Annotated in this window: 27 protein-coding genes; 18 read left to right on the plus strand and 9 right to left on the minus strand. The window is 68.2% G+C overall.

Annotation, left to right across the window (positions count from 1 at the left end):
• Nucleotides 1–37: 37 nt before the first annotated feature.
• The 4 genes from VFY73_RS27595 to VFY73_RS27610 all read left to right on the plus strand — a co-directional run bounded on the left by VFY73_RS27595 (nucleotide 38) and on the right by VFY73_RS27610 (nucleotide 3,670).
• The gene (locus VFY73_RS27595) at nucleotides 38–874 is read left to right on the plus strand and encodes a DUF3034 family protein (RefSeq protein ID WP_329724819.1); all 837 of its coding nucleotides are present in this window, start codon (nucleotides 38–40) and stop codon (nucleotides 872–874) included.
• Nucleotides 875–888: 14 nt separating this feature from the next.
• Complete coding sequence (locus tag VFY73_RS27600) at nucleotides 889–1,323, plus strand: group 1 truncated hemoglobin (RefSeq protein ID WP_329724794.1); 435 nt, start codon at nucleotides 889–891, stop codon at nucleotides 1,321–1,323.
• 55 nt (nucleotides 1,324–1,378) lie between these two features.
• Nucleotides 1,379–2,119 carry a plastocyanin gene (locus tag VFY73_RS27605; RefSeq protein ID WP_329724795.1) on the plus strand — a complete coding sequence of 247 codons (741 nt, stop codon included), beginning with the start codon at nucleotides 1,379–1,381 and terminating at the stop codon, nucleotides 2,117–2,119.
• A 165-nt stretch (nucleotides 2,120–2,284) separates the two neighbouring features.
• Nucleotides 2,285–3,670: a GGDEF domain-containing protein gene (locus tag VFY73_RS27610; RefSeq protein ID WP_329724796.1), complete on the plus strand. Its 1,386-nt coding sequence runs from the start codon at nucleotides 2,285–2,287 to the stop codon at nucleotides 3,668–3,670.
• A gap of 10 nt (nucleotides 3,671–3,680) precedes the next feature.
• Here VFY73_RS27610 and VFY73_RS27615 read toward each other — a convergent pair whose 3' ends face one another.
• Nucleotides 3,681–4,088: a YbaN family protein gene (locus VFY73_RS27615; protein ID WP_329724797.1), complete on the minus strand. Its 408-nt coding sequence runs from the start codon at nucleotides 4,086–4,088 to the stop codon at nucleotides 3,681–3,683.
• Between the two features lie 119 nt (nucleotides 4,089–4,207).
• Here VFY73_RS27615 and VFY73_RS27620 point away from each other — a divergent pair, with 119 nt between their 5' ends.
• The 4 genes from VFY73_RS27620 (at nucleotide 4,208) to VFY73_RS27635 (ending at nucleotide 7,645) form a co-directional block, all read left to right on the plus strand.
• Nucleotides 4,208–4,717 carry a hemerythrin domain-containing protein gene (locus tag VFY73_RS27620; RefSeq protein WP_329724798.1) on the plus strand — a complete coding sequence of 170 codons (510 nt, stop codon included), beginning with the start codon at nucleotides 4,208–4,210 and terminating at the stop codon, nucleotides 4,715–4,717.
• Nucleotides 4,718–4,740: 23 nt separating this feature from the next.
• Nucleotides 4,741–5,700 carry a LysR substrate-binding domain-containing protein gene (locus VFY73_RS27625; RefSeq protein WP_329724799.1) on the plus strand — a complete coding sequence of 320 codons (960 nt, stop codon included), beginning with the start codon at nucleotides 4,741–4,743 and terminating at the stop codon, nucleotides 5,698–5,700.
• 69 nt (nucleotides 5,701–5,769) lie between these two features.
• Nucleotides 5,770–6,921, plus strand: coding sequence for an alpha-hydroxy acid oxidase (locus VFY73_RS27630; protein ID WP_329724800.1), 1,152 nt, complete (start codon nucleotides 5,770–5,772; stop codon nucleotides 6,919–6,921).
• 292 nt (nucleotides 6,922–7,213) lie between these two features.
• A complete protein-coding gene (locus VFY73_RS27635; protein WP_329724801.1) occupies nucleotides 7,214–7,645 on the plus strand; it encodes a hypothetical protein in 432 nt (143 codons plus the stop codon).
• Between the two features lie 205 nt (nucleotides 7,646–7,850).
• On the opposite strand, the gene VFY73_RS27640 is transcribed toward VFY73_RS27635, so the two are convergent.
• Nucleotides 7,851–8,834, minus strand: coding sequence for a DUF3667 domain-containing protein (locus VFY73_RS27640; protein ID WP_329724802.1), 984 nt, complete (start codon nucleotides 8,832–8,834; stop codon nucleotides 7,851–7,853).
• A 158-nt stretch (nucleotides 8,835–8,992) separates the two neighbouring features.
• Here VFY73_RS27640 and flhB point away from each other — a divergent pair, with 158 nt between their 5' ends.
• On the plus strand, nucleotides 8,993–10,129 hold the full coding sequence (gene flhB, locus VFY73_RS27645; RefSeq protein ID WP_329724803.1) for a flagellar biosynthesis protein FlhB: 1,137 nt from the start codon (nucleotides 8,993–8,995) through the stop codon (nucleotides 10,127–10,129).
• 7 nt (nucleotides 10,130–10,136) lie between these two features.
• Here the strand turns inward: flhB and VFY73_RS27650 are convergent, their stop codons facing one another.
• Nucleotides 10,137–10,712 (minus strand): Crp/Fnr family transcriptional regulator, encoded by a 576-nt coding sequence (locus VFY73_RS27650; protein ID WP_329724804.1) that lies wholly within the window; start codon nucleotides 10,710–10,712, stop codon nucleotides 10,137–10,139.
• 146 nt (nucleotides 10,713–10,858) lie between these two features.
• Between VFY73_RS27650 and VFY73_RS27655 the strand changes: the two genes are divergently transcribed.
• On the plus strand, nucleotides 10,859–11,857 hold the full coding sequence (locus tag VFY73_RS27655) for an alpha/beta hydrolase (protein WP_329724805.1): 999 nt from the start codon (nucleotides 10,859–10,861) through the stop codon (nucleotides 11,855–11,857).
• 30 nt (nucleotides 11,858–11,887) lie between these two features.
• On the opposite strand, the gene VFY73_RS27660 is transcribed toward VFY73_RS27655, so the two are convergent.
• The gene (locus tag VFY73_RS27660; protein ID WP_329724806.1) at nucleotides 11,888–12,166 is read right to left on the minus strand and encodes a hypothetical protein; all 279 of its coding nucleotides are present in this window, start codon (nucleotides 12,164–12,166) and stop codon (nucleotides 11,888–11,890) included.
• Nucleotides 12,163–12,477 carry an alkaline phosphatase D family protein gene (locus VFY73_RS27665; protein WP_329724820.1) on the minus strand — a complete coding sequence of 105 codons (315 nt, stop codon included), beginning with the start codon at nucleotides 12,475–12,477 and terminating at the stop codon, nucleotides 12,163–12,165. Before VFY73_RS27665 ends, VFY73_RS27660 begins: the two co-directional genes overlap by 4 nt.
• Before the next feature lie 225 nt (nucleotides 12,478–12,702).
• On the opposite strand from VFY73_RS27665, the gene flhA reads away from it, so the two are divergent.
• The 4 genes from flhA to VFY73_RS27685 all read left to right on the plus strand — a co-directional run bounded on the left by flhA (nucleotide 12,703) and on the right by VFY73_RS27685 (nucleotide 18,048).
• Nucleotides 12,703–14,793 carry a flagellar biosynthesis protein FlhA gene (flhA, locus tag VFY73_RS27670; protein WP_329724807.1) on the plus strand — a complete coding sequence of 697 codons (2,091 nt, stop codon included), beginning with the start codon at nucleotides 12,703–12,705 and terminating at the stop codon, nucleotides 14,791–14,793.
• A 76-nt stretch (nucleotides 14,794–14,869) separates the two neighbouring features.
• On the plus strand, nucleotides 14,870–16,462 hold the full coding sequence (gene flhF, locus VFY73_RS27675; RefSeq protein WP_329724808.1) for a flagellar biosynthesis protein FlhF: 1,593 nt from the start codon (nucleotides 14,870–14,872) through the stop codon (nucleotides 16,460–16,462).
• A 20-nt stretch (nucleotides 16,463–16,482) separates the two neighbouring features.
• The gene (locus tag VFY73_RS27680) at nucleotides 16,483–17,280 is read left to right on the plus strand and encodes a flagellar biosynthesis protein (RefSeq protein WP_329724809.1); all 798 of its coding nucleotides are present in this window, start codon (nucleotides 16,483–16,485) and stop codon (nucleotides 17,278–17,280) included.
• Between the two features lie 30 nt (nucleotides 17,281–17,310).
• Nucleotides 17,311–18,048 (plus strand): RNA polymerase sigma factor FliA, encoded by a 738-nt coding sequence (locus VFY73_RS27685; RefSeq protein WP_329724810.1) that lies wholly within the window; start codon nucleotides 17,311–17,313, stop codon nucleotides 18,046–18,048.
• Between the two features lie 181 nt (nucleotides 18,049–18,229).
• On the opposite strand, the gene VFY73_RS27690 is transcribed toward VFY73_RS27685, so the two are convergent.
• A complete protein-coding gene (locus VFY73_RS27690) occupies nucleotides 18,230–18,793 on the minus strand; it encodes a hypothetical protein (RefSeq protein ID WP_329724811.1) in 564 nt (187 codons plus the stop codon).
• Between the two features lie 92 nt (nucleotides 18,794–18,885).
• Here VFY73_RS27690 and VFY73_RS27695 point away from each other — a divergent pair, with 92 nt between their 5' ends.
• The gene (locus VFY73_RS27695; RefSeq protein WP_329724812.1) at nucleotides 18,886–19,515 is read left to right on the plus strand and encodes a response regulator transcription factor; all 630 of its coding nucleotides are present in this window, start codon (nucleotides 18,886–18,888) and stop codon (nucleotides 19,513–19,515) included.
• Entirely contained in the window at nucleotides 19,512–21,383 is a 1,872-nt protein-coding gene (locus VFY73_RS27700) for an ATP-binding response regulator (protein ID WP_329724813.1), read from the plus strand. The genes VFY73_RS27695 and VFY73_RS27700 overlap by 4 nt, the downstream gene beginning before the upstream one ends.
• Here VFY73_RS27700 and VFY73_RS27705 read toward each other — a convergent pair.
• From VFY73_RS27705 to VFY73_RS27715, 3 genes are read right to left on the minus strand one after another with little or no spacing between them, the layout of a single operon-like run.
• A complete protein-coding gene (locus VFY73_RS27705; protein WP_329724814.1) occupies nucleotides 21,361–22,344 on the minus strand; it encodes a hypothetical protein in 984 nt (327 codons plus the stop codon). The two genes, VFY73_RS27700 and VFY73_RS27705, sit on opposite strands and share 23 nt — an antisense overlap.
• Nucleotides 22,334–23,053 (minus strand): hypothetical protein, encoded by a 720-nt coding sequence (locus VFY73_RS27710; protein ID WP_329724815.1) that lies wholly within the window; start codon nucleotides 23,051–23,053, stop codon nucleotides 22,334–22,336. Before VFY73_RS27710 ends, VFY73_RS27705 begins: the two co-directional genes overlap by 11 nt.
• Before the next feature lie 56 nt (nucleotides 23,054–23,109).
• Nucleotides 23,110–23,289, minus strand: coding sequence for a hypothetical protein (locus tag VFY73_RS27715; RefSeq protein WP_329724816.1), 180 nt, complete (start codon nucleotides 23,287–23,289; stop codon nucleotides 23,110–23,112).
• 599 nt (nucleotides 23,290–23,888) lie between these two features.
• Here VFY73_RS27715 and VFY73_RS27720 point away from each other — a divergent pair.
• Together VFY73_RS27720 and VFY73_RS27725 are read left to right on the plus strand one after the other, a co-directional pair.
• Nucleotides 23,889–24,416 (plus strand): ECF-type sigma factor, encoded by a 528-nt coding sequence (locus VFY73_RS27720; protein ID WP_329724817.1) that lies wholly within the window; start codon nucleotides 23,889–23,891, stop codon nucleotides 24,414–24,416.
• 66 nt (nucleotides 24,417–24,482) lie between these two features.
• Nucleotides 24,483–25,945: serine/threonine-protein kinase (locus tag VFY73_RS27725; protein WP_329724818.1), on the plus strand; the 1,463-nt coding region annotated here is incomplete at its 3' end.

Raw genomic sequence — 25,945 nt, forward strand, 5'->3', positions numbered from 1 at the left:
CACCCACGCCGAAGAACCCTCCCCGCCCTCACCTCCGATCACCCACGGCAACGGCAAGCTGCTGTTGACCGGTGGCGTCAGCACGATCGACGGCGCCGCCGGCGGCGGCCTGACCCCGTGGGCCGTCACCGCCAGCTACGCCACCTCGAACCAGTTCGGCGGCACCGCGCACGCGACACGCGTCGTGACGCAGGACTACGCGATGAACGCGTACGGCGCCGCGCTCGGCATCGACGACCGCTTCGAGATCTCGATCGCACGGCAGGATTTCGACACCGGCATCACCGGCACGGCCCTTGGCCTGCCCGGCCTGCACCTGAAGCAGGACATCGTCGGCCTGAAGTGGCACTTTGCCGGCGACGCGGTGCTGGACAGCGACAGCTGGATGCCGCAGCTCGCGATCGGCCTCGAACACAAGCGCACCGATGCGGGCGACCTGGAGCCGACGTTGAAGGCGCTGGGCGCCGACCTGAGCGGTACCGACCTGTACCTCAGCGCGACCAAGCTGTTCCTCGCCCAGGGCGTACTGGTCAACGGCACGCTGCGCGTCAGCAAGGCCAACCAGAACGGCCTGCTCGGTTTCGGCGGCACCGAGCACGACAGCTACAGCCTGCAGCCCGAAGTCTCGATCGCCTGGCTGCTGCGCAAGGATCTGGCGATCGGCGCCGAATACCGCGCCAAGCCCGACAACCTGAACCCGTCGATCCTCGCCGACGGGCTGAAGGAAGACGACTGGGCGGACATCTTCATCGCCTGGGCGCCCAACAAGCACCTCTCGCTGACGCTCGCCTACGTCGACCTCGGCCGCATCGTGCCGGCGGTCGTCCCCAAGCGCCAGACCGGCGCGTACCTCTCGGCCCAACTGGCGTTCTGACGGAGAAGCCGCCCATGCCAATCGTTCCCCGAATCCTCCGCACGCTGTTCGCGGCCGCTCTGCTGGCCGGCTGCGGGCTCGCATCGGCCGACGACAACCTCTACCAGCAACTCGGCGGCCAACCCGGTCTCGTCAAGCTGATGGACGACTTCATGCAGCGCCTGCTGGCCGACTCGCGCATGAAGCCGTTCTTCAAGGACGTCGACCAGGCGCACGTCAAGGCGCAGTTGGTCGACCAGTTCTGCGAAGTCTCCGGCGGCCCGTGCAAGCTCAATGGCCCGGACATGAAGAAGGTGCACAGTGGCATCGACGTCACGCGTGCCGACTTCAATGCGCTGGTCGAAGTGCTGCAGCAGTCGATGGACGCGCAAGGCATTGCCTTCGGCGCGCAGAACCGCCTGCTCGCCAAGCTCGCGCCGATGCACCGCGACATCGTCAACGTGCCCTGACCCCACCTCCCACCCCACACGCCACCCACCCTCACTTCTGCCGTTGGACCACACCATGCCGCTGAAACGCTTCTCGCCCGCCCGCACCGCCTCTTGCCTGCTGATCACCGGCCTGACCGCCATGGCCCAGGCCGGCACGTTGGACGTCAATGTCCTCGACCGCGATGGCCAGCCGGCCGCCGACGTGGTGGTGCTGGTGCAGGTGCCCAACCAGCCGAGCGCCAAACCGGCCGCTGCGCCGGTGGTGATCGCGCAGCAGGACCTGCGCTTCCAGCCCTTCCTGACCGTCGTGCCGGTCGGCAGCACGCTGCGCTTCGTCAACAAGGACGGCTACGACCACCATGTTCGCTCGGTGCCGAGCGGCCCGCTGGGCAGCATGCCGGCGGTCGAGTACTTCGAGCTGCGGCTCGACGGCAGCGGCGCACCGGCCACCACCGGCAGCAGCAGCTACGGTGGCTATGACGACTACGCCACCAAGCCGGCAGCGCCGGCGAAGAAAAAATCGGGCTCCAGCACCGCCGACGTCAAAGTCGACCGCGCCGGCCCGATCGGCCTGGGCTGCCACATTCACGGCTCGATGCGCGGCCAGGTGTATGTCAGCGCGAGCCCCTGGTTCGCCAAGACCGACGCCAAGGGCGTCGCGCACATCGAAGGCGTGCCCGACGGCGCGGCCGAGGTGGTCGTCTGGCACCCGGACCAGTTGCAAGACCAGGCGTCGGTGAAGGTGCAGGTCGGCGCCGCGCCGGCCAAGGTCGATGCCGCGCTGAACTTCACGCCCAAGCGTCGCCGCAGCTGAGCCGGCTGCGGCGACGCAACACGTGACGCAAGTCGCGCAATCGCCGGGTGTGCGGGCGCGGGCACGCGGCTTGCGCGGCTGGCGCTTCACGCCCGGCCTGGGGCGGCCGAAACACCGAGGTGACCTGGTCTTGCTGGCCGGGCCCGCCCTTTGTTGCCCGGCCTCATGCACTCCACCCCCCGTGATCTGTCGATCGGTTACCGACTCGGCCTGTGTTTCTCGTTGATCCTGCTGCTGATGATCGGCGTGGCCGGGGTCGCGCTGGGCAGCGCCCGCAGCTCACGCGACCAACTCGTGCACATGGTGGTGGCGTCGAATGGGCGCCTGGCCGACCTCGAGGCGATGCGTCAGCACCTGGTGCGCCAGGGCATGTATGCGCAGCAGCTGGCGGTGGTGACGACGCACGATGCCTCGCTGGCCCGCATGCAGGACATCGAAGACGAAGCCCGCCGTTACCGCGATGTCGCCGCCCGCTTTGCTGCCACGCCGGCCAGCCCGGAAGAGCATCTGCATCTGGTCGCGATGGCCGGGCACGCCGCGGCGGTCATCGAACCATTGCGCGAGGCGCGCGACAGCGTCGTCGGCTTCAACCCCGGCCGCGCCGCCCGCATCCTGAACGCCGATGTGCTGCCGGTGCACAACCGCTGGCTGCAGGACCTGGACGCATTGCTGCAGTGGCAGTACCGCAAGATCGAAAGCGGCCTGCTGGCCTTCGACGAGAACGCCCATCGCTCGGACGTCGCGATCCTGTCGATCTCGGCCATTGCGCTGATGCTGGCGGCGGTCGTCGCCTGGTGGCTGACACGCAGCATCACCGTGCCGCTGCGCCAGGCCGTCTGGTTCGCCAACGCGGTGGCCGGCGGCAACCTGGCGGTCAGTGCGCCGCCGGCCGGCGGGGACGAACCCGGCCAGTTGCTGCGCGCGCTGGACAACATGGCGCTGCGACTGAAGGACGCGCACGAGTCGATGCAGCGCCTGGCCAATGAAGACGGGCTGACCGGCGCCGCCAACCGCCGCCATTTCGACGACCTGCTGCGCCAGGAACACGCCCGCTCACTGCGCTTGCGCCAGCGCGGCGAGACCGTGCCCCAGCAAGCCCACGTCTCGCTGCTGCTGCTCGATGTCGACCACTTCAAGCACTACAACGATCACTTCGGCCACCAGCAAGGCGACCGCTGCCTGCAGATGATCGTCGATGCCACGCGGGGCGCCGGGCTGCGCCCCGACGATGTGGTCGCGCGCTACGGCGGCGAAGAGTTCGCGCTGATCCTGCCCAATTGCTCGCTCGAAGGCGCCAGGGCCGTGGCCGACCGCGTGCGCGTGGCCGTGGCTGCGCTGAAACTGCCCACCGACGTGCGCGAGCGGCCCCATGTCAGCGTCAGCATTGGCGTTGCCACCCTGACCGATGCCTCGAGCCAGAGCCCCGCCGATCTGGTGAGCTGGGCCGACGAGGCGCTGTACAGCGCCAAGCATGGCGGACGCGACCGGGTGCATTGCAGGCAGCCCGCCGCGCCGGCGAAAGCCGCGCTGCCCGACGGTCAGCCCGCCTGAACGGCCGCGCTCAACGGCGCGTGGGCAAGCGCCACAGCCAGATACCGGTGGCCACGCAGCACAGCGCCGGCACGAAGCGCCAGACCGACGGGATGACCCACCAGGCCCAGAGGCAGCTCGCCGTCATCATCACCGTGGCCAGCTGCTTGGCCCGCAGTGGCACGGCGCGGTTCGTTCGCCAGTCACGCACCATCGGGCCCCAGCGCGGGTGCTGCAACATCCAGCGCTCCCAACGCTCGCTGCCGCGTGCGAAGCAGAACGCGGCCAGCAGAACGAACGGCGTCGTCGGCAGCAGCGGCAAGAAAATGCCGATGAACCCCAGCAGCAGCGACAAGGCCCCACCGGCCATCCACACCGGACGCACCCAGCCGGATACAGAGAAGGTCACGACGGGGTCGGGCTGGGACTCGCTCGGCATACGGTCATTGTGACCGGATACAGCGTGTTTTGCGCCAGATCAACGCCCCGCCGCGTCGTCTGCCGGTAGGACGGCCGCGTCAGCCAGAATTTCCCACCCAAGCTCCGCCCCAACCCGCCATGCCGACACTGACCTGGACCGACGAACTCGCCCTGGCCCACCCGCAGATGGACGCGACGCACGAAGAGTTCGTCTCGCTGCTGAGCGCCGCCGAACTGGCGCTGGCGCAATCGCGTGAAGCCGCGCTGGCCGCCTATCAGCAGTTGGTCGAGCACACGGTCGGCCATTTCGCGCAAGAAGACCGCTGGATGGCCGCCACCGGCTTCGCACCGGAAAACTGCCACACGTTCCAGCACGCCCAGGTGCTGGGCCTGATGCACGAGGTCACGCGCGTGGCACGTGACGATGGCGATTTCGGCCCGCTCGAACGCGTGCTGCCCGAGCTGGCCGGCTGGTTCCGCGCGCATGCACAGACAATGGATGCAGCCCTGGCCGCGCACCTGAAGCAGATCGGCTACGACGTCGCCAGCGGCGCGATCGCGCGACCGCCCGCGGCGCAAGGCATGACCGGCTGCGGCGGCGCCAGTTGTTCGCCCGCCACCCCGGCTGACGAAACAACACCCGCCTGAGCGCCCGGCGCTAGAGTGGGCGCGTGAGCGCACCACCGCCGCCCCCTCCATCGTCGACATTCCCGCCCGACTTGCGCCTGCCGTCGCTCGACGGCCTGCGCGCCTTCGAGGCCGCAGCACGCCTGGGCACCTTCGAGCGTGCCGGCGACGAGTTGGCCGTCACCGCCAGTGCCGTCGGCAAGCGCATCGGCGCGCTCGAAGAACTGCTCGGCGTGGCCCTGTTCCAGCGCGGCGCCAAGGCCCTGGCCCTGTCGGCCGTCGGCAAGGAATACCTCGCCCAGGTGCGCAGTGCGCTCGCGCTGCTGGCCGCGATGCCGCTGCATCAGCGTGCGGTGCAGCGCAAGCAGCGGCTGCGCCTGAGCGCACCGCCCACCTTCGCACGCCAGGTGCTGGTGCCCGCGCTGCCTGAGTTCAGCGAGCAGCATCAGGCGATCGAGCTGGAGGTGGTGCTGTCGGTGCCCTTCCTCGATCTCGCCGGCGCCGATGCGGAACTCGCGGTGCGCCACGGCCCCGTCGACCCGAACGGCCCGCCGCCGCTGTGGCGCGATCACCTGATTCCGCTGGCCAGTCCTGCGTTGTTGGCCGCCGACACGTTGCGCAGCCCGGCCGACCTGGCCCGCGTGCCGCTGCTGCGCACGCCAGTCGACCCCTGGCTGCCTTGGTTGCGAGCCCAGGGGCTGGACTGGCCCGAGCCTGACCAGGGTCCGCGCCTGATCGATCTGGGCCTGGTGCTCGAAGCCGCCCGCTGCGGTCAAGGGGTCGTGCTGGCCCGCCCGGCGCTCGCACGCCGTTGGCTCGGCAGTGGCGCTTTGCGCCCGGTGTTTGGTGTGGGACGAACGCCGATGCTGCAAGCCGACACCGCCTATCACCTGGTGACTGTGGGCACGCCGACGCCAGCGACGCTGGCGCTGTCCCACTGGCTGCATGACGTCGGTGCGCGCGCCGCCGCCGAAGGGCTGGCGCTCGTTTCCGGTCCGGCCTGAATTTCTTTCCGGCCGCCCTCGGACCCGCGCCGCTAGCATCCACGGCGCAACATCGACCGGAGACAGCGGATGAGCGTGATCACCAACATCGAAGACCTGCGGGTGCTCGCCCAACGCCGCGTGCCGCGCATGTTCTACGACTACGCGGATTCAGGCTCCTGGACGGAGAGCACCTATCGCGCCAACGAATCCGACTTCGCGAAGATCAAGCTGCGCCAACGGGTGGCCGTCAACATGGAAGGTCGCTCGACCGCCACGACGATGATCGGCCAGCGCGTGGCGATGCCGGTGGCGATCGCGCCGACGGGCCTGACCGGCATGCAGCATGCCGATGGGGAGATGCTCGCGGCCCGCGCCGCCGAGAAGTTCGGCGTGCCGTTCACCTTGTCGACGATGAGCATCTGCTCGATCGAGGACGTCGCCGCGGCGACCAGCGCACCGTTCTGGTTCCAGCTCTACGTGATGCGCGACCGCGACTTCATCGAACGGCTCATCGACCGCGCGAAAGCCGCGAAGTGCTCGGCGCTGATGCTGACGCTGGACCTGCAGATCCTTGGCCAGCGCCACAAGGACCTGAAGAACGGCCTGTCAGCTCCCCCGAAGCCGACGCTCGCCAACCTGATCAACCTCGCGACCAAGCCGCGCTGGTGCCTGGGCATGCTGGGCACGCCACGGCGCAGCTTCGGCAACATCGTCGGCCATGCCAAGGGTGTCGGCGACCTGTCGTCGCTCTCTGCGTGGACGGCCGAGCAGTTCGACCCGGCCTTGAGCTGGGCCGATGTCGAGTGGATCAAGAAGCGCTGGGGCGGCAAGCTGGTCCTCAAGGGCATCATGGACGCGGAAGACGCGAAGCTCGCGGCGAACTCCGGCGCCGACGCGCTGATCGTCAGCAACCACGGCGGCCGCCAGCTCGATGGGGCCCCATCGTCGATCGAAGCGCTGCCGGCGATTGCCGATGCGGTCGGCTCGCAGATCGAGGTCTGGATGGACGGCGGCATCCGCTCAGGGCAAGACGTGCTGAAGGCCCGCGCGCTCGGCGCCCGCGGCACCCTCATCGGCCGCGCCTTCCTCTACGGCCTGGGCGCGATGGGCGAGGCCGGTGTGACCAAGGCGCTGGAGATCATCCACAAGGAGCTCGACCTGACGATGGCGTTCTGCGGCCACACCCAGATCGACACGGTCGACAGAGGGATTCTCCTGCCCGGCACGGCGCCCGGCTGATCGACGCGCACGGCGCCTGCGGGTGCCGTTTTCTCGCATCAGCCTGGTGGTTTTTCTCAACGGCTCGTCGTCCGGCCAGGGCGGCTGGGGCCGGCGATCTCAGGGAACGGCCGCCGCAGCGTGTGGCCGTGACCAGGCGATGACGCGCCGCCGTACGCGTTCACGTAGTAAAGCGCGTCGACGTCGGTGGACAAAGGGATTCTCCTGCCTGCCAAGCCCCCTCGCTAACCAGGTGGCTGCGTATACTTTCGCCGCCCCGCGAGAGCGGGGAGATTGCGCCTCAAGGAACCCCATGAAAACCCGCACCGCCTGCCTGCTCGCCGCCCCTTTGCTCACCCTGGCCATGGCCGCCCACGCCGCCGATCCGGTCTACATCACGCTCGACCACTCGACCGACAGCGTGATGGACAAGGCCGCCGCGCAGGCCATCTGGGCCGAAAGCCTGGCCGGCAAGACCCTCAAGCTGAACAAGCTCTACCCGACCAAGCGCTGGGGATTCGTCAGTGAAGTCGAAGGTGGCTTCAACCAGGCCAAGACCTGTGTCGTCACCGCCCGCGTGATGATGATGCCGGCCACCGTCGCCAAGTCGCTGGTGTTCAAGCCGAACAAGACCGCCACCGCCTTCGACGCGATGCCCAACGCCACGCGCGAGCAGTGCCAGGATCTGGCCAAAGCCAAGCTGAAGGAAGCGATCCAGGGCGTTCTCTCAAGCCTGTCGAATTGATCGTGACTGCGGCGCGCGAAGCGCCGCCGCCTCCATGTGGCGTGCGCGGATCCGGCTTGGTCGGTCCGCTGCGCGGTCTTGCAGACCGCGGCGGGCCAGAGGCCCGCCCCTTCGCCAGACATGAACAGTCCTCAGGACTGTTCATGTCCGGGCTCAGCCCCCTTTGGGCCCCTTTGGGGGCAGCGACCGGCAGGGAGCGTGGAGGCTAGGCCACGAAAGCCCAGACGGCGACGAATGCCATCAGCGTCGTCAGCGCGATGAAGTAGAAAAGGCCCAGGGTCATCACGCGCAGCGTGGTGGCCCACCAGCGGCCGCCATAGACCACCTGCAACGCAATCACCGAATACACCGGGATCGCCACCAGCGCCACTGTGGCGAGCACCGGCACGCCCGTCAGCTGGACCAGCACCATCGCGAAGATGAAGGCGTGCAGGTGCAGCGCGAACACCAGGTGTTCGGACCAGCGCATGCGTCGGTTGATGTAGAGCAGCTTCAGGAAGAACGCATACAGCGGCAGCAGCGCGAACATCGCGCTGCCCCAGTGCGACACGAAGCGCCCGGGCACCTTGCGCAGCTCGCGCTCCATGCCTTTGGCGTCGAGCGAGAAGCGCTCCTGCAGCCGTTCACACCATGACGCCGGCAGGCCGCGGCAGACGAACTTGCCGTCTTCCATGCCGGCCTTGATCGCATCGGTGATCTCGAGCCGGGTGCTGTTCATCTCGTCCGAGCCGTCGAAGCGAACGAAGTCCTTGCCGTCCGTCGGCCCGAACGAGCCGAACCACTGCACCGACAGCAGCGTGATGACGCTGATCGTCAGGTACAGCCGCAGCGGCAGCACATAGCGCCGCTTGCGGCCGTTCAAGTATTCGCGCGTCAGGCGGCCCGGCAGGAACAGCAGCAGCAGCAAGGTGCGCCACAGCGCGCCTTCCATCGAGATGTAGCTGCCGCCGAACTGCTGGGCGAACTCCAGCAGTGTCGGCGGCTTCAGGTGGGTTTCCTGCCCACAATGGCCGCAGTAGTTGGGCTTCGGGTCCGGCAACGCGGTGCCACAGTTGCGGCAGGCCTCGGCTGCTGCCACCACGACCGTCACCGCCGTCTCGGCGACAGGGGCCAGCTCGGCCACAGAAGCAGCCGCCGGCTGCGGGGCTGGCGATGCTGGCGGGTTGACGACGGGCAGGGTGTTGTCCACGGCGGCGGCATTATTGCCGCCAAGGCGGCATCGGGATTCGACGATGGCTACGAAAGCACGCAGGCCGTGCCAAGGGCCCCGGCCCGCCGAATTGGCGGGCGAAGCCGGCCCTTATTCCGCTCAAGTTTTCGGGCCGGCCCGGCACCATCGCTGTCGACATGGCCGATTCCGCCCAAGACCGCAACTTACCCGCCTCAGAGCGGAAAAAAGGCAAAGCCCGCGAGGACGGGCAGATACCGCGTTCCCGCGACCTGGCGCACTTCGGTGCGCTGGCGATGGCTGGCGCGCTGCTGATGGGGGCCGCGCGGCCGTTGTCGGGCTGGATGCAGCAGATGCTGATGTCGGGCCTGCGTTTCGACCACGACACGATCGCCGATCCTGCAGCGATGGGTGAGAGGTTCTGGGCCCTGGGCCTGAAGGGCCTGCTGGTCGTCGTGCCGATGGGGCTGCTGATGATGGCGGTCGCCATCCTCGCCGCGGTGCTGGGCGGTGGCTGGAACGTCAGTTTCAAGGCATTGAAGCCTGACCTGGCCCGCTTCAACCCGATCTCGGGCATCGGCCGCATGTTCTCGAAGCGCCACCTGCTGGACCTGCTGAAGATGATCGTCCTCGCCGCGGTCGTGGGCGCCGTCGGCGTTTTCTACCTGAAGGCGCAGTGGCATGGCCTGACCCAGCTGCTGGCGATGCCGCTGCCCGAGGGCATCGCGACGCTGAGCCAGACGATCGCCGCCGGCTTCGGGATGATGCTGCTGGCAGTGGGCGGCTGGGCGCTGATCGACGTGCCATTGCAGAAGCACCTGTGGCTCGAAAAGCTGAAGATGACCCGCGAGGAAGTCAAGCAGGAGCACAAGGACGCCGAGGGCAACGTCGAGATCAAGGGCAAGATCAAGGCGCGCATGCGCGAGATGGTGCGCAAGCGGATGCTGGCTGCCGTGCCGCAGGCCGACCTGGTGGTGATGAACCCGACCCACTACGCCGTCGCGCTGAAGTACGACGAGAACAAGATGGGCGCGCCACGCGTGATCGCCAAGGGCACCGACCTGCTGGCGCTGAAGATCCGCGACATCGCCCGCGAATCGAAGGTGCCGGTGCTGCAGGCCCCGCCGCTGGCGCGTGCGCTGTACGCCCACTGCGAGCTCGACCAGGAAGTGCCGGCCACGCTGTTCGCTGCGGTCGCCCAAGTGCTGGCCTGGGTCTATGCACTGCGCCGCACGCCGACCGCGCGCATCGACCAGCCGGACGTCAGCATCCCGGACGAGCTCGATCCGCACTCTCCGTCGTTCAAGCGCCGCTGAGCGCCGCTCAAGCGCCGTTGCGCGCGCTGCGTTCCTGGCCGCGCAGGCGGCTCAGGCTCACCGTGGTGATGCCCAGGTAGCTGGCGATGTGGTGCTGGGCGATGCACGCTTCCAGCCCGGGAAACTGGGCGCGGAATTGCTGCAACCGTTGGGCGGCCGGCAGCGCGGCCAGCGCCCATTCGCGATCGACGCGCCGCATCAGCTCGGCGCGCAGCACCGCGTCGCCCCAGCGCTGGACCACCGGGCTGCGCCGCATGCAGTCGACCAGCAGGCTCGCCTCGAAGCCCGCCACGAGCGCTGGCGTCAACGCCTGGCAGTGCACCCGCGAGCGATCGCCGTTCACACGCGCGATCGCCGGCATCAGAACGCCCGGCCCCACGTGAAACGACAAGGTCACTTCGCGCCCGTGGCTGTCGCTGACCCAGGTCTTCAGCACGCCATCGAGCACGAAATACTCGTGCGCCCCGAGCCCGCCGGCCTGCACCAGTGATTCGCCAGCCGACAACCGGCGTACCGCGAGGGTCTGCAACACCGGCTCGAACACGTCGGCCTCCAGTGGCGCCAGCGTCGTGGCAATGGCCATCACGGCGCTTCGTTCGGCCTCGCCTGCCGGCCATGAATGAAGAGGCGTCGTCATCGGGCCGGCATTATCAAATGTTGTGGCGCCCGCCTGCCCGGCCGACGACCATCGGGCCTCTCCAACTCCGGCCGCCCAGGCCTTTACCGATCATGTTGTCACGTGACCGCTTGCTGGTCATCACCAGGCGCCTGCCCGCTGTCGCGATGATGGTGGTCCCCTTGTTGGCCGCGGCCGCGCCCCAGGTGCCTGCGACGCTGGAGCGCGACCCCAGCGTGCCCAGGCTGGCGCTCAATGGCTACGAGTTCCATGCAGAGCGTTTCGGCAGCCCGGACAAACCGGTGCTGATCGTGCTGCACGGCGGCCCCGGCGCCGACTACCGCTACCTGCTCGGGCTCAAGGCCCTGGCCGACGACTACCTGGTGGTGTTCTACGACCAGCGAGGCACCGGCCTGTCGCCTCGCGTCCCGGCCGGCAGCATCAGCGTGCAGACCTTCGTCGAGGACCTCGACGCATTCGTCGACAACTTCGGCCGAGGCCGGCCGGTGCACCTGCTCGGCCATTCGTGGGGCGCGATGCTCGCCTCGGCTTACACCGGCGCGCATCCGTCCAAGGTGGGCAAGCTGGTGCTGGCGGAGCCGGCCTTTCTCGATGCGACGACGATGGACGTGTTCGCCTCGGGCGGCCTGCCTCCGCTGCGGGTGCTGTGGGGCATCGCCGTCGCCTGGCTCGGCAAGTGGTTCGTCGACACCCAAGGCGATGCCTATGCGCGTGACGACTGGTATTTGCAGCAGGTGCTGCCGTTGATGCAGGGCGCCGACGAACTGTGCGACGGCAGGCTGCCACCGATGCAGGCCTGGCGTTTCGGCAGCCCCGACTTCCAGGCCACGGTGGGCCGCATGATGGACGACCCGGCCTTCGCACGGCAGCTGGACTTTCGCCAAGGCCTCGATCAGTTCAAGGGGCAGGCGCTGTTCGTCACCGGCGGCTGCAACAAGGTGACCGGCGAAACGCAACAGCGCCGGCTGATGGGCCACTTCGCGCATGCGCAGCTCGAGGTGGTCCCACAGGCCGGGCATTTCATGTTCAGCGACCAGCCGGAGCGCAGCATGCAGGTGGTGCGGCGCTTCCTGTCCGACTCGGTGCCATGAGCCGCCAGGCGCCGCCGCACGCTCGAGGAATCAAGGCGCCGGATTCGGCCCCCGCCGCGAGCGGGTCTGCGTCGCACGCCGCAGCCGTGCCTCGTCATCGCGCACCTCGAAGGCGGCGGCCATCGTCTGCCGGTCGTCGGGTGCATCGACAGTCTCCAGGTGCCACCACTCGCACACCACCCGCTCGCGCGTCACGTCCAGCAGCACGTAGCCGCGCCTGGTCAGGTCGATGTACTTGAAGTGCGGGTTCTGGCTGCACAGGTAGATGGCCAGGTCGCCCAGCGGGTCGGGCAAGCCGGGCGAGGTCACCGAGGTGCCGACGAATTCGACCGCCCGTGAACCGCGGCCGGTAGGGGGTCGCAGCCGCCCAGCTCGGGGATCGGGTTGTTCGGGTCCTGCGTCAGGTCGGCCGCCCACGAGCTGTGGATGTCGCCGGTCAGCACGACCAGGTTGTCGATCGGCTTGCCGCCGTCGGTCCCTTTCACCGCGGCGTAGATCCGGTCGCGCGCCGGCTGGTGGCCGTCCCACTGGTCGGGGCTCATGCAGTAGACGCCACCACCCAGCAGGTTCGACGCACCCACCGCCTTCATCTGCGCAAACATCACGCCGTGCCCCAGCAGCCGAGGCGCCGCAGGCTAGTCCGCCATGACAGCCATCCGTGACCTATGGCACGAACGCCGCATGACGCAACCTCGGCTTACGTCAGCGCCAAGCCGTTCCCGGCAGCGGCTCACGGCAAATGACAGCCGATTTCCCACCCCTTTTCCGGCTCAAGTTTTCCGGCCGCCCGGGCAACATCCCGTTTCACAGAGGCCCTGCCCGCATTCCCTTTTCCCGACCCTCCGATGAACGCCATCCAGCAGCAACTGCAAGCCATGTTCGGTCAGAACGCCGCGATGCTGAAAGCGCTGATGGCGCCGATCTTCATCGTGATGGTCCTGTCGATGATGGTGCTGCCGCTGCCGCCCTTCGCGCTGGACCTGTTCTTCACCTTCAACATCGCGATGTCGCTGATGGTCATGCTGGTCGCCGCCAACATGATCAAGCCGCTGGACTTCGCGGCCTTCCCGACCGTGCTGCTGGTCACCACGCTGCTGCGCCTGTCGCTGAACGTGGCCTCGACCCGTGTCGTGCTGGTCGAGGGCCACACCGGCCCGGGCGCTGCCGGCAAGGTGATCGAGGCCTTCGGGCACTTCCTGATCGGCGGCAACTTCGCCGTCGGTTTGATCGTTTTCGCGATCCTGGTCGTCATCAATTTCATCGTGATCACCAAGGGTGCCGAGCGGATCGCCGAAGTCGGCGCGCGCTTCACGCTGGACGCGATGCCCGGCAAGCAGATGGCGATCGACGCCGACCTGAACGCCGGCCTGATCGACGAGAACGAAGCCAAGCGCCGCCGCGCCGAGGTCGGCGACGAGGCGGACTTCTTCGGTTCGATGGACGGTGCGTCCAAATTCGTGCGTGGCGACGCGGTCGCCGGCATGCTGATCCTGCTGATCAACGTGGTCGGTGGCTTCATCATCGGCGTGGCACAGCACAACCTGTCGGCCTCCGAGGCCGCCAACAGCTACATCCTGCTGGCCGTCGGCGACGCGCTGGTCGCCCAGATTCCCGGCCTGCTGATTTCGGTCGCTGCGGCGATGGTGGTCTCGCGCGTCGGCTCCGAAACCGACATCGGCCACCAGATCCGGACGCAGGTCTTCGCCTCGCCCCGTGCGCTCGGCCTGACCGCCGGCATCATCGGCCTGCTGGGCCTGGTGCCGGGGATGCCGCACCTGGTGTTCCTGCTGATGGCCGGGCTGATCGGCTACTACGCCTACTGGCTGACCCAGCGCGCCAAACGCGAAGCCAACCGCCCCAAGGTCGACACGACCCAGGCCGCGCCGGCCGCCAACGCCGAAGCCAGCTGGGACGACCTGCAGCCCGTCGACACGCTCGGCCTGGAAGTCGGCTACCGCCTGATCGCGCTGGTCGACAAGGACCGCAAGGGCGACCTGCTGGCCCGCATCAAGGGCATCCGCAAGAAGTTTGCGCAAGAGGTCGGCTTCCTGCCGCCTTCAGTGCACATCCGCGACAACCTGGATCTCAAGCCCAGCATGTACCGCGTCACGCTGCGTGGCGCCGTGGTCGGCGAGGGCGAGGCCTTCCCGGGCATGTACATGGCAATCAACCCGGGCGGCAAGGTGCCGCAACTGCCGGGCACCAAGACCATCGACCCTGCGTTCGGCCTGCCCGCGGTGTGGATCGAAGAGCGCCACCGCGAGCAAGCCCAAATGAGTGGGTTTACGGTGGTTGATTGCTCGACTGTCGTGGCCACCCACCTTTCACACTTGATGCAGGTGAATGCCGCCAAGTTGCTGGGTCGTTTGGAGACCCAGGCCCTGGTCGAGCATGTGACGAAACTGGCTCCCAAACTGATCGAAGACGTGGTCCCCAAAATGGTCGGCATTGCAACCCTTCAGAAAGTCCTGCAGCTGCTGCTGGACGAAGGCGTGCACATCCGCGATTACCGCTCGATCATCGAATGCCTGGCCGAGCACGCCTCGATGGTCACCGACCCGGCCGAGCTGGCCCGCCGCATCCGCATCCACCTGGCCCCGGCCATCGTCCAGCAGATCTACGGCCCGGCCAAGGAGCTGGACGTCATCGCGCTCGAGCCCGACCTGGAGCGCATGGTCAACCAGGCGTTGAACTCCCCGCACGGCGCCGTGCTGGACCCCGGCGTCGCCGAGGCCCTGACCAAGCAGGCGGCAGACAGCGTGCGCAGGCAAGAGAACCTCGGCGTGCCGGCCTGCCTGTTGGTGCCCGATCCCCTGCGCGCCCCGCTGGCCCGGCTGTTGAAGCGTGCGGCACCCCGTCTCAAGGTGCTGGCGCACAGCGAGATTCCTGAGACCCACTCGATCCGGATCGGCTCGATCATCGGAGCTAACGCATGACCCCCTTCGCTCACATCCGTTCGCGGTCCCCCCGAGAGGGAGCCGCCTCCTTTGAGACGGCTCGGCAGGAGGCCCAATGAACGTCAAGCGCTTTACGGCCCGCACCTCCCGCGAGGCCTTTGCCATGGTTCGCCAGGCCTTCGGCGAAGACGCCGTCGTGTTGTCGACCAAGCCGGCGGGTGATGGCGTCGAAGTGCTGGCGATGGCGCCGGATTCGGTGGAACAGATCGAACGCGTGGCCGACGCGGCCCCGCAGGTCAGCGCCCCGCGCGGCAACGCCCGTCCGGCCCCGCGCGGCGAGAGCCTGGCCGCCCGTGTCGAGCGCCAGAACGCGCAGCCGGCTGCCGCCACGGGCCGCCGTGCCGCCGCCCCGGTCGCCGAAGTGCAGGAAGACGTCGAACAGATGGCGATGAGCACGCTGTCGTTCCAGGACTATGTACGTGAGCGCATGCTCAAGCGCCGCCAGGCTGCGATGGGGCAAGACGACATCGGCAGCGCCGGCGTCCGCGCTGACCACCACGTGCCCGCCCAACCCGCCCTGCGTGCCCCGGCCCGCGCCGCCGCGCCCGAAGCCCCAGCCCGCCGCCCGCTGCCGCGTGCCCAGGAGCCGCGCCACGACGACGTGCGCGACACCCGCCCCGAGCCGCGCGATTTCGCGATGCCCTCGCTGTCGACCGTGGCCGCCGCCCCGGTGCTGGAAGACGCCCCGGCGCGCCGCGACCAGCAAGACATGATGAACGAGCTGCGCTCGATGAAGGGCCTGATCGAAGAGCGCTTCGGCGCCCTGGCCTTCATGGAGAAGCTGCAGCGCCAGCCGCGCCAGGCCCTGCTGGCGCAGAAGCTGCTCGACGCCGGCTTCTCGCCCGGCCTGATCCGCAAGCTGGTCGACGCCCTGCCCGCCAACGCCGCCGACGAAGCCGTCTGGGCCGCCAGCGTGCTGGAGCGCAACCTGCACGCCGGCGATGTCGAGCCCGCACTCGAAGAGCAAGGCGGCGTGTTCGCGCTGATCGGCTCCACCGGTGTCGGCAAGACCACCAGCACCGCCAAGCTGGCCGCCGCCTTCGCCACGCAATACGGCGCCACCAACCTGGGCTTGATCACACTGGACGCCTACCGCGTTGGCGCCCACGAACAACTGCGCGCCTACGGCCGCATCCTCGGCGTGCCGGTGCACACCGCCCACGACCGTGCCTCGCTCGAAGACCTGCTGGAGCTGCTGGCCGGCAAGAAGATGGTCTTGATCGACACCGCCGGCATGGCCCAGCGCGACAGCCGCACCCGCGAGCTGCTGGACATGCTGAGCCACCGCTCGATCCAGCGCCTGCTGGTGGTCGACGCGTCGGCCCAGGGCGAGACGATCGACGAGGTGATCACCAATTGGCGCGCCGCCCAGTGCAAGGGCGTGGTGCTGAGCAAGATCGACGAGGCCGTCAAGCTGGCCCCGGCGCTGGACGCGTTGATCCGCCACAAGCTGAAGGTGCTGGGCGTGGCCAATGGCCAGCGCGTGCCGGAAGACTGGCACCGCCTGTCGCCCAACGCGCTGGTGCAACGCGCGCTGCGCGCCCCGACCAGCCCGACCTGGAAGCTCGAAGCCGACGACGTGCAATTGGTGTTCGCCACCGCCACGCGCGGCGGCCGCTCGACCGGCGGCGCCTCGCTGCCCATCTGATCGCAACGGACGACACACCCATGCGCCCGCTGCCCCACCCCACCGAAGACGAGACTTTCGGCTCGGTCGACCAGGCCGAAGGCCTGCGCCGGCTGTTTGCTTCCGGCCGCCGCCAGCGCCTGGTGCCGATCGCCTTCAACGCCCATGTGGACTGCACGCCGATCCTGCTGGAGCGGCTGGCCGGCGCCTTCACCGAGCTGGGTGCGCACGCCCTGGTGATCGACGCTGCCGACAGCGCCCCGCGCGCCAACGCGATGACCGAGGTCGACCTCGCCGCCGCCATCGAATCGCTGGGCCCGAACATGAGCTACCTGGCTGCGCGCGGCCTGCCGCTGCGCCATGTCAACAGCCGCGGTTCGTGCGAAGCCTGGCTCAACGCCGTCGAACAAGCCGCGCCGCAGGCCGATGTGGTGCTGCTGCACGCCAACCCGCGCGACCTGGTCCGGCTGCTCGGGCGCCGCGAAGTGCGCACCGTGCTGACCACCACGCTCGACCCTGCCAGCCTGACCGACGCCTACACGTCGATGAAATTGCTGTCGCAGCGCAGCGGGCTGATGACCTTCGACCTGCTGACCGGCATGGCCGGCGCGCCCAAGGCCGCGCAACGCATTGCCGAACGTCTGGCGGAAACGGCCGACAGCTTCCTCGGTGCCGTCGTGCGCGAAGCCGTGTGGCTGGACAAGCGCGACCCGCTGACCTCGCCAGCCACGCCGGCCCTGGCTCGCCTGGCCGTGAACCAATTGCTCGACCCCGAAGCGCCGGATACCGGCTTCGGTGTGGCTCCGCTCGGTGCGGGTCACGACTTGCACGCTTCCTGAACCGAACACGCATCCTCTCGGAGACCGCCCATGTACACCGCCACCGGCCGACTCGACGCCAAAGCGATGCCCGGCAACGACGCCAACGCGATGCTCAAGCAGTACAGCTCTCTGGTGCGCCGCCTCGCGCACCAGATGATCGCCAAGCTGCCAGCCAACGTGGAGATCGACGACCTGATCCAGGTCGGCATGATCGGCCTGCACGACGCGATGGGCCGCTTCGACACCGAGCAAGGTGTGCAGTTCGAAACCTTCGCCACCCAGCGCATCCGCGGCGCGATGCTCGACGAATTGCGCGGCAGCGACTGGATGAGCCGCGGCAACCGCCGCCAGCAGCGCGAGATCGAAGCCGCCGTGCACAAGCTGGAGCAGACGTTCGGCCGCGCTCCGGCGGAAAGCGAGATCGCCAAGGAAATGGGCGTCTCGCTGACCGAGTACCAGGACACGCTGACCAAGGTGCGCGGCACGCAGCTGGTCTACCTGGAAGACATGTCCGGCGACGAAGGCGGCGACGAATTCCTCGACCGCCACGTCGCCAACGAAGACGGCAACCCGCTGGCGCAACTGCAAGACCACCGCATGCGCGAAGCACTGGTCGAAGCGATCAAGAAGCTGCCCGAGCGTGAGCAGTACGTGATGAGCATGTACTACGAGCACGACATGAACCTGAAGGAAATCGCCGCGGTGCTCGGCGTAACCGAATCGCGGGTATGCCAGCTGCACAGCCAGTCGATCGCCCGCCTGCGCGTCAAGCTGCGCGAGTGGTGAGATAGGGCGGCAGGTTCAGTGTCTCGATCAGCAACGCCTCCTTCGGGAGGCGTCTTCTTTTGAGCTTCTCAACCCCTTCGCCGAGACAGACGCTTGCGAAGAAACACGCGCCACCCGTAGGCCCGACCATCCGTCAACTGTCCGCCCCGAACCAGTCGAAGGGTCCAGCAAGCGGCGCGCTTCACTCCAGCGAAATGCCGTTGTCCGCCAGCATCTTGACGGCAGGCTCGTGGCCGTTTCGCGCGGCTGCCCGAAGCAGGTCGATCGCCCGTTCGTGATCTTCGGAGCTGGCGCTGTCGACAAGGACGTTGGCGAGGATGTACTGCCCAGCCGGCAGGCCGCGATCGGCCGCGGCGCTGGCATAGACGAACGCCTTGCCGAGACTCCGGGGCAGGTGAGTGCCCTGCGTGTACGCGTTCCAGAGCATGACGGCAGCGCTGGCGTTGCCGTTGTTGTGGGAACGAACGAGCCAGAACAGCCCCTCCGAGACGTTCTGATCGGTATGCTCGCCGTCAAGCTTGGCGAGGCCGTAGGCCAGCTGGGCCACGGCGCTGCCGCCCACCGCGTGCATGTAGGAGACCTCGACGCTTCGTTCGCCCGCCGAGATGACCTCGAACAGGTACTTCGCATCCTTCTCCTCGCAGTGCTGATCGATCAAGCCCTGCGCGTACTCGACCGCCTCCTCGGCCGAGAGCGAAGCGAGTTGGGTTCTCGGGTCGAAGTGATCATCGTTGCTGCTTCGCATGTGAGCCATCGTAGCCGGGACGCCACAATGCCGCCATTTCGCGGCGCTGGACGACCCGTCTGGTGGCTTCACCTGGCGACACCAAAAGTGCGATGGCCCACACGACCGACCTTCATGTGTTGTTGATCGATGATCACCCGCTCTTCAGCATCGGATTCGCGCACGCCTTGCAGACCGCGGGCGCCGGCATACAGGTGCGAACCGCCGAGTCGATCGACGCGGGGCTGGCCACGGCGGCGGATTGGCCGCTGCTGGACATCGTGCTGCTCGACTACCGCCTGCCAGGCCAGGACGGCCTGGTGGGCGTGCGTCGCTTCGGCGAGGTCCTCCCGCTCGTGGCGCGGCTGCTGATCTCCGGCCTCGACGATGACCAACTGGCGGCGAGGGCGCGCCAGGCGGGGGCGTGCGGGGTGTTGTCCAAGTCACTGAGCCTGCCCGGCTTGCTGGAGGCCTTGCAGACAGTGGCGGCCGGGGGCGAATGGTTTCAGCCGACGGGCCGAGTCGACGGTGGCCTGGATGAAGCCGCCGACGGGCCGACCGTGCGGCAGATGGAGGTGCTGAACCTCGTGGCCCAGGGTCTGCCGAACAAGCTCATCGCGTCGCAACTCGGCATCGCCGAGCGCACCGTCAAGCTGCATGTGACGGCCCTGCTCGAGACATTGCGAGCCCAGAACAGGACGCACCTGCTGGTGGTGGCACGCGACCGGGGTTTGCTGGCGTGAGCGTGGCCAGCGGCGGCGTCTGGTCGCGTTGGCTCGACCCGGCCGAGCCTGTCGAGCCTGGGCGACTGCGGCAGCTGGCGCGCATCACGCTGACGGCGTCGCTGATGAACCCGCTCGGCGTGGCGATCCTCTGCGCGCAGTTCTGGCCGGCATCGGTGCCGACGCTGCTGGTGGCGTGGCTGCTGGCCTTCGCGGTGGTGGACTTGAGCCGCGCCGCGGTGTCGCTTTGTTATCTGCGCCTGGAGCGCCTGGGCCGCGTGGCTTCACCGCGAGGCTGGGTGATCTTCGGGCTGGTGAGCGCGCTGGTGCACGCCGCACTCTGGGGCATGACGCCGCTGGTGTTTCTCGACCAAGGCTCGGCGGTGGCCGAGATGTCGCTACACCTCGCGCTGACGGCGATCGCCATGAGCGCGGCGGTCACGCTCTCGTGGTTCTACCCGGTGATGCTGACCTACGTGGCGCTGGTGATGGGACCGTTGGCGGTGCGCGATGCGATCATCGGCGGCGCGCAGTTCTCGGTGCTGGGCGTCTTGTGCGGGCTCGCCGGGATCTACACCATGGTGTGCGGCCGGCTTCACTCCAAGATGCTCCTGGAGGTGCTGGCCCAGCGCCGGCAGAATGCCGAGCTCGTCGTCGCCTTGCGCGAGGAGGTGGCCCGCAGCGAAGCCGCCCAGCGCGCGCTGGCGCTGACCCACCAGGCCAAGGTGCGGTTCTTCGCTGCGGCCAACCACGACCTGCGCCAGCCGCTCAACGCGGTCGGGCTGTTGGCCCAAAGCCTGTCGGGCAGCCGCGAGGCCTCGCACGTCGACGAGATTGCCGGGCACCTGCTGCACTGCGTCGACAACATGAACCACGTCGTCGACGACCTGCTGGACATCACGCGCAGCGACATCGACCAGCGGGAGCCTGCGCTGGAAGCGATCGCCTTGCGCGACGTCTTCGTCGAACTGGACAGGGTGCACGCCGGCGCAGCCCGCTCGAAGGGCCTCGGACTGGACTTCGCGAACGGCGACCTGGCCGTGTGCACCGCGAGGCTGCCGCTCACACGCATCCTGTCGAACCTGCTGTCGAACGCCATCCGCTTCACCTCCGCGGGGCGGGTCAGCGTCCGCGCGCAAGGCGTGGATGGCGACGTCTGCATCGAAGTATCGGACACCGGCATCGGCATCGCCGCCGAGCACCTGCCGAAGGTGTTCGACGAGTTCTACCAGGTCAGCCGGCATTCGCACGACCGCGGCCATGGCCTGGGGCTCGGGCTGTCGATCGTCAAGCGCCTGGGCGAGGCGATCGGCGCCCGCGTCGCGGCCCATTCGGTGCTTGGCCAGGGCAGCACCTTCAGCGTGCGGCTGCCGGCGACGCCCATCGACGGTGTGGCGCTGAGGGCGTCGCCGCCCCCTTCGGCGCCCGAGGTGGCCCTGGTGCAACGCGTGCTGATCGTCGAAGACGACGCCGACTCGCGCGAGGCACTGCTGCGCATGCTGCGCGGTTGGGGCGTGCAAGCCCTGGGTGTGGCGGGAACCGTGGCGGCCCGCGCGGCGGTGAGCGGCGGATTCGTCCCCGATGCGGTGATGTGCGACCTGCGGCTGACCCAGGCCGGCGATGGTGACGGCCACGACGCTCGCGACGACGGCGTCACCGCGCTGCAGGCCATCCGCACCCTGCTCGGTCAACCGCAGTTGCCGGCCCTGACGTTCACCGGCGATCTGTCCAGCCCCGAGGCGGCCCGGGCGCGGGAACAGGGCCTGCTCGTCATGCACAAGCCCTTGAAGGCGATCCGGCTGCGCGCGTTCCTGGCGCAGGCCAAGGCCCAGGGCAGCTCGCCGCCGGATGTCGCGCCGCGGTGGGTCAGTCGACCATCACCGGCGTGATGTCCTTCAACTGCACCCGGGGGTCGGCGAACAAGAGCTCGACCGCGCTGGCGGCCCGGTCGCTGGACAGTTGGGGGAAGTCGCCTTGCCGGCCGAAATGGCTGCGGATGAATTGCCAATGCAGCAGCGACGGGGTCATGGCCGATTCGAACTGCTCGAACATCCGGAGCGTAACGCGGTAGTCGGCGTGCAGGACGTCCTCGGCCGGCATTTCCGCAGCGCAGGGTTCGATGACCTCGCCGAACACGCTGGCGAAGCCGAGGCCGGTGTCGGTGGGGCATGAGGTCATCGGCAGGATGCGCGCGTTTGTCTTTCTCGCCAGCGCGGCGGTGCCCAGCATCACGTTCATCGGCCGACCGCAGAACGGGATGAGGAAGGTGTCGTGCTCGTTCTTGAAAGCGTCGGGCATGATGATCACGGCGGCACCGTTCTGCAGCCCGCGAAGGGCGCGGGCGAGCCCGGCACGCGTGTCGTGGATGACCGTCACGCGCGAGTTCTCGTGGCTGAACAGGTGCTGGTGCAATCGGTCGAAGACTTCATTGCCGGCGTGCGTTTCAGGGTTGCCGTAGAACACCAGCACGTCGCGTGATGCGCTCAGGCGCTCAGCCACCGCGACGATCGAAAAAATATAGTGGCCGTGGTGGGGCGTGGCGACGAGCAGACCGCGGCCGTCGGCCGGCAGGCGATCCAGGCACGAGTAGTTGCTGGCGTCCATGTGCAGGACGGTGCGCACATTGGTGCTGCTTCTCAGGCGGCGTACCTGGCGGCTGATCAGCAGCTTCTGGAAGTACCAGTAGTAGTAGGCGCCGATGTGCACGCCGGAGGTTTTGCACACCGCCTTGACGACCTCGCGTTCGGCGTCGCTCAGCGACAACCCGAGACACCGCTCCAACGGCTTCGCGGCGTGTTTCCAGCGCTTCAACGGCACGGCCGCGCGCGCGCAGATCGATTCAAAGCGCATGCTGTGATTCCTGGCGCGCTTCGTGTTGCCGTTGTGCCGCGGCCCATTGCTGCTGCAGCCCCAGAATCTGCTGGGTGGTCGAGCGCAGGTCGGTGGAAAGCGTCGACGTGCGGCAGGCATACATCAGTGCCGAGAGGCAGGTTCGCAACTGGCGGCGAGCCTGTTGAGCCCGCTGTGCGGGCAGGCGCTGCGGCTGCAGATGGCGTGCGGCCCAGGCCGCACCCAGTCGGTCGCAGGCGGCGTAGTAGCGCATCAACAAACCCATCACGTCGGCAATGTCCCGGGCTGCTTCGATGGCTTCGAAACCAGCGCCCGTCCACACCTGGGCACGAAAGCCGTGCGCAATGTGCAGCACCGCTTCGAGCGCCGAGGCGTACACCACTTGGCCCTGGTGCATGACGGCCACCGGCGCGTTCACCACGTCGACCAACTGGTCGGTGAACACGATGATGGTGTGAGGCCGCTGCGCTGAGCTGCTGTTCAGCACCGCGAGCAGGCCCGCCGGCGAATGCATGCCGTCAGCGGCAGCGCCGACGACGGCCACGCGGGGGCTGCTGCCCCACAGCTTGGCGTGTGCCAGCGTGTCGGCGGTGGTGGGGACGACGAACAGCCCACAGGTCGGGCTGACATGGGGGTCGGCCGATGATTCGCGGTGAGCCACCGCCGCACTGACCACAGCAATGGCTGAGGCACTGACGGCGGCGCTCACCGGACACGGCCCCGTGGGATCGACCGCATCACGCATGGCTTGACGGACGCGCCGTTTCAGCCCTGGCTCTTGGGATCGTCGGGGTAGTTGTTGCTGCCGCAGCAGTCGCTGCTCAGCACCGTCGTGGACCCGGGGGCGTCGACATGGATCAGCGAATCGAGCTTTTCGACTGCTGCGGCGCCGGCGCTGAGCAGCGCTTCCAACACGGTGGCTTGCGCCATCAAACTTGCTTGCATATCGGAGTGTCCTAAGAGGTCAGGGTAGAGAAGACCTCGCTCGTCCGACGGTGTCGAACGACGCGGGCCGCCAGCACCGAACGACAGGGTTGGCGAAATCGATGCTAATGACGGATCGCAGTGGTGTCATCTGCCCTTAGGGGCAGTTGACAGGGCAAGCGTCTGCCGCTCGCGCGTCGCATTGGCGTCATTGCGGCAAGCCCCCCAATTTGACGGGCGGGCCTGTCCGGATGCGAGTCGATCACTCCGTCGTTGTAGATGCCGAAGCCCGTTGCCGTCGCCCTCCCGGCCACGCGGGGCCGGGGGCAGCCTCGACATTGCGACGTCAGCGCAGCCCGGAGTTGCGGGGATCGGTTCGCACTCGCACCAAGACATCGCCGCCGGATCCGTTCAACGGCGTTATCAGGTTTCCTGGGGGTTCATCATGGTTGTTTCATCAAGATTGAGGACGCATCGGCATCGCTGCGCAGCGTGGCGCCCGTGCTGAGGCACTCTTGTCGATAACGCCTTGACCCAGCGAGGGTGCCATGGATGTTCCAAGTTCTTCCGCGCCGCGCAGTCCGTGCGCGATGCCACCGCCGGCCGGACGATGCAATGATGTGTCCGGCGGTGACCAAGCGCAGCTCGACGTGTTGTATGCCGAAGCCTACGGCGACCTGCGCCGATTGGCCAGTGCACGGCTGCATCGAGGCGGCCGCCATACCGTGCTGGACACGACAGCCCTGGTCCACGAGAGCTATCTGCGACTGGCACGCTGCAGCGGCATCACCTTTGAGGACCGGCTGCGGTTCATGGTCTACGCCAGCCGCGTAATGCGCTCCGTGATCGTCGATCTCGTGCGCCGGCGCCTGGCCGACAGACGCGGCGGCGATTTGATCCACGTGACGCTGACGACCCATTTCGACGACGACTTGCCCGCCGATGCCGCCGGGGCCCAGATCCTGCGCGTGCACGAGGCGCTGGAAGAACTGGCAGCGCTCGACTCACGCATGGCGCAAGTCGTCCAGTTGCGCTATTTCGCCGGCATGACCGAGCCTGAGATCGCACAGGCCCTGGGTGTCACCGATCGCACCGTCCGTCGCGATTGGCAACAGGCGCGTCTGTTCCTTGCCCATGCGCTGCGATGAGTGCCGACATTTCCAGCTGCCTCTGCCGCACGACGTGGCCACTCGGCCGGACCGGAGCGTGAGGACATGAGCGCAGCGCTGTTCAACATCGCTCCGGCGCAATGGGGGTTGTTGCGTCGGCTGCTCGATGAGGCGATGGACCTGCCGGCCGCAAAGCGGGCGGGCTGGCTGACGGCATTGCCGCCGGAGCATGCGACGCTGCGGGCGCGTCTTGAGGAACTGCTCGCCCATGCCGATGACGAGACCGGCGATGGTGGCATTGGTGCCCGTGCCGGTCGGCGTTTCGGCAGCATGCCTCGGCTGGCGCCGATCGACGACGGGCCGCCGCCGCTACCGCCCGATGCCGGGCCGTATCGGGCGATCCGCCTGCTCGGCGAAGGCGGCATGGGCCGCGTCTGGTTGGCCGAGCGCACCGACGGGCTGCTGCAAGGCCGCCCGGTCGCGCTGAAGCTGCCGCTGGCACCGTGGCGCCACCCACAGCTGGCCGAACGCATGGCGCACGAACGCGAGATCCTCGCGGTGCTCGATCACCCGCACATCGCCCGCATCCACGACGCCGGCGTAACCACCGAAGGCCAGCCCTTCCTCGCGCTGGAGTACATCGAAGGCGAGCGTATCGATCACTACGTTCGCCGGCTGGGGCTGGACACGCGCCAGCGCCTCGCGCTGTTCCTGCAGGTCACCAGCGCGGTGGCCCATGCGCACGCGCGGCTGGTGGTACACCGGGACCTGAAGCCCGGCAACATCCTCGTCACCGCCCAGGGCCAGGTGCGGTTGCTCGACTTCGGCATCGCCAAGCTGCTGGCCGTCGATCCGGCGAATGCCGAGCCGACCGTGCCGACTCAGCGCGCCTTGACGCCGCACTACGCGGCGCCCGAGCAGATCCAGGGTCGGCCGATCGGCACCGCGGCCGACATCTACTCGCTCGGCGTCGTGCTGTACGAATTGCTGACCGGCGTGCTGCCTTACCAGCCCAAGCGCGCCTCGCCCGCCGCACTGGAAGACACGATCCTCAGCAGCACGCCGGCACGGCCCAGCCAGAAGGCCGCCGATGCGTCGACACGGCGTCTGCTGCAGGGGGACTTCGACACGGTGCTGCTGAAGGCCTTGAAGAAGGACCCGGCCGAACGTTACGCCACGGTGCAGGCCTTTGCCGACGACCTGCAGCATTGGCTCGACAACCGCCCGGTTGCCGCACGCGCCGACGGCGCCTGGTACCACGCGCGCAAGTTCATGCAACGCAACCGGCTCGGCGTCGGGTTGGCCGCTGGCTTCGTGCTGTCGCTCGGCGCCGCGCTGGGGTTCGCGCTGTGGCAAGCCACCGAAGCGCGCGCCCAGGCCACCAAGGCAACGGCCATCACCGAGTTCCTGGTGAGCCTGTTCAGGGCCAACGACATCGAGCAGGCGGAGGGCTACGCGAAGCGCGATCAAAGTGTGCAACAACTGCTTGAACACAGCGCCGACGCCCTGGCCACGGGCTTGTCCGGCCAGCCCGAGCTGCGGGCCGAGCTGCTGCGGGTTGTCGGCGG

The organism is Ideonella sp., from assembly GCF_036277275.1.
Taxonomy (GTDB): Bacteria; Pseudomonadota; Gammaproteobacteria; order Burkholderiales; family Burkholderiaceae_C; genus Ideonella.

What these genes read in the sequence shown, in the direction of transcription:
- VFY73_RS27600 (WP_329724794.1), top strand. Translation starts at nt 889, where the DNA reads ATGCCAATCGTTCCCCGAATCCTCCGCACGCTGTTCGCGGCCGCTCTG.
- VFY73_RS27605 (WP_329724795.1), top strand. Translation starts at nt 1,379, where the DNA reads ATGCCGCTGAAACGCTTCTCGCCCGCCCGCACCGCCTCTTGCCTGCTG.
- VFY73_RS27610 (WP_329724796.1), top strand. Translation starts at nt 2,285, where the DNA reads ATGCACTCCACCCCCCGTGATCTGTCGATCGGTTACCGACTCGGCCTG.
- VFY73_RS27615 (WP_329724797.1), bottom strand. Translation starts at nt 4,088, where the DNA reads ATGCCGAGCGAGTCCCAGCCCGACCCCGTCGTGACCTTCTCTGTATCC.
- VFY73_RS27620 (WP_329724798.1), top strand. Translation starts at nt 4,208, where the DNA reads ATGCCGACACTGACCTGGACCGACGAACTCGCCCTGGCCCACCCGCAG.
- VFY73_RS27630 (WP_329724800.1), top strand. Translation starts at nt 5,770, where the DNA reads ATGAGCGTGATCACCAACATCGAAGACCTGCGGGTGCTCGCCCAACGC.
- VFY73_RS27635 (WP_329724801.1), top strand. Translation starts at nt 7,214, where the DNA reads ATGAAAACCCGCACCGCCTGCCTGCTCGCCGCCCCTTTGCTCACCCTG.
- flhB (WP_329724803.1), top strand. Translation starts at nt 8,993, where the DNA reads ATGGCCGATTCCGCCCAAGACCGCAACTTACCCGCCTCAGAGCGGAAA.
- VFY73_RS27650 (WP_329724804.1), bottom strand. Translation starts at nt 10,712, where the DNA reads ATGGCCATTGCCACGACGCTGGCGCCACTGGAGGCCGACGTGTTCGAG.
- VFY73_RS27655 (WP_329724805.1), top strand. Translation starts at nt 10,859, where the DNA reads ATGTTGTCACGTGACCGCTTGCTGGTCATCACCAGGCGCCTGCCCGCT.
- flhA (WP_329724807.1), top strand. Translation starts at nt 12,703, where the DNA reads ATGAACGCCATCCAGCAGCAACTGCAAGCCATGTTCGGTCAGAACGCC.
- flhF (WP_329724808.1), top strand. Translation starts at nt 14,870, where the DNA reads ATGAACGTCAAGCGCTTTACGGCCCGCACCTCCCGCGAGGCCTTTGCC.
- VFY73_RS27680 (WP_329724809.1), top strand. Translation starts at nt 16,483, where the DNA reads ATGCGCCCGCTGCCCCACCCCACCGAAGACGAGACTTTCGGCTCGGTC.
- VFY73_RS27685 (WP_329724810.1), top strand. Translation starts at nt 17,311, where the DNA reads ATGTACACCGCCACCGGCCGACTCGACGCCAAAGCGATGCCCGGCAAC.
- VFY73_RS27690 (WP_329724811.1), bottom strand. Translation starts at nt 18,793, where the DNA reads ATGCGAAGCAGCAACGATGATCACTTCGACCCGAGAACCCAACTCGCT.
- VFY73_RS27695 (WP_329724812.1), top strand. Translation starts at nt 18,886, where the DNA reads ATGGCCCACACGACCGACCTTCATGTGTTGTTGATCGATGATCACCCG.
- VFY73_RS27705 (WP_329724814.1), bottom strand. Translation starts at nt 22,344, where the DNA reads ATGCGCTTTGAATCGATCTGCGCGCGCGCGGCCGTGCCGTTGAAGCGC.
- VFY73_RS27715 (WP_329724816.1), bottom strand. Translation starts at nt 23,289, where the DNA reads ATGCAAGCAAGTTTGATGGCGCAAGCCACCGTGTTGGAAGCGCTGCTC.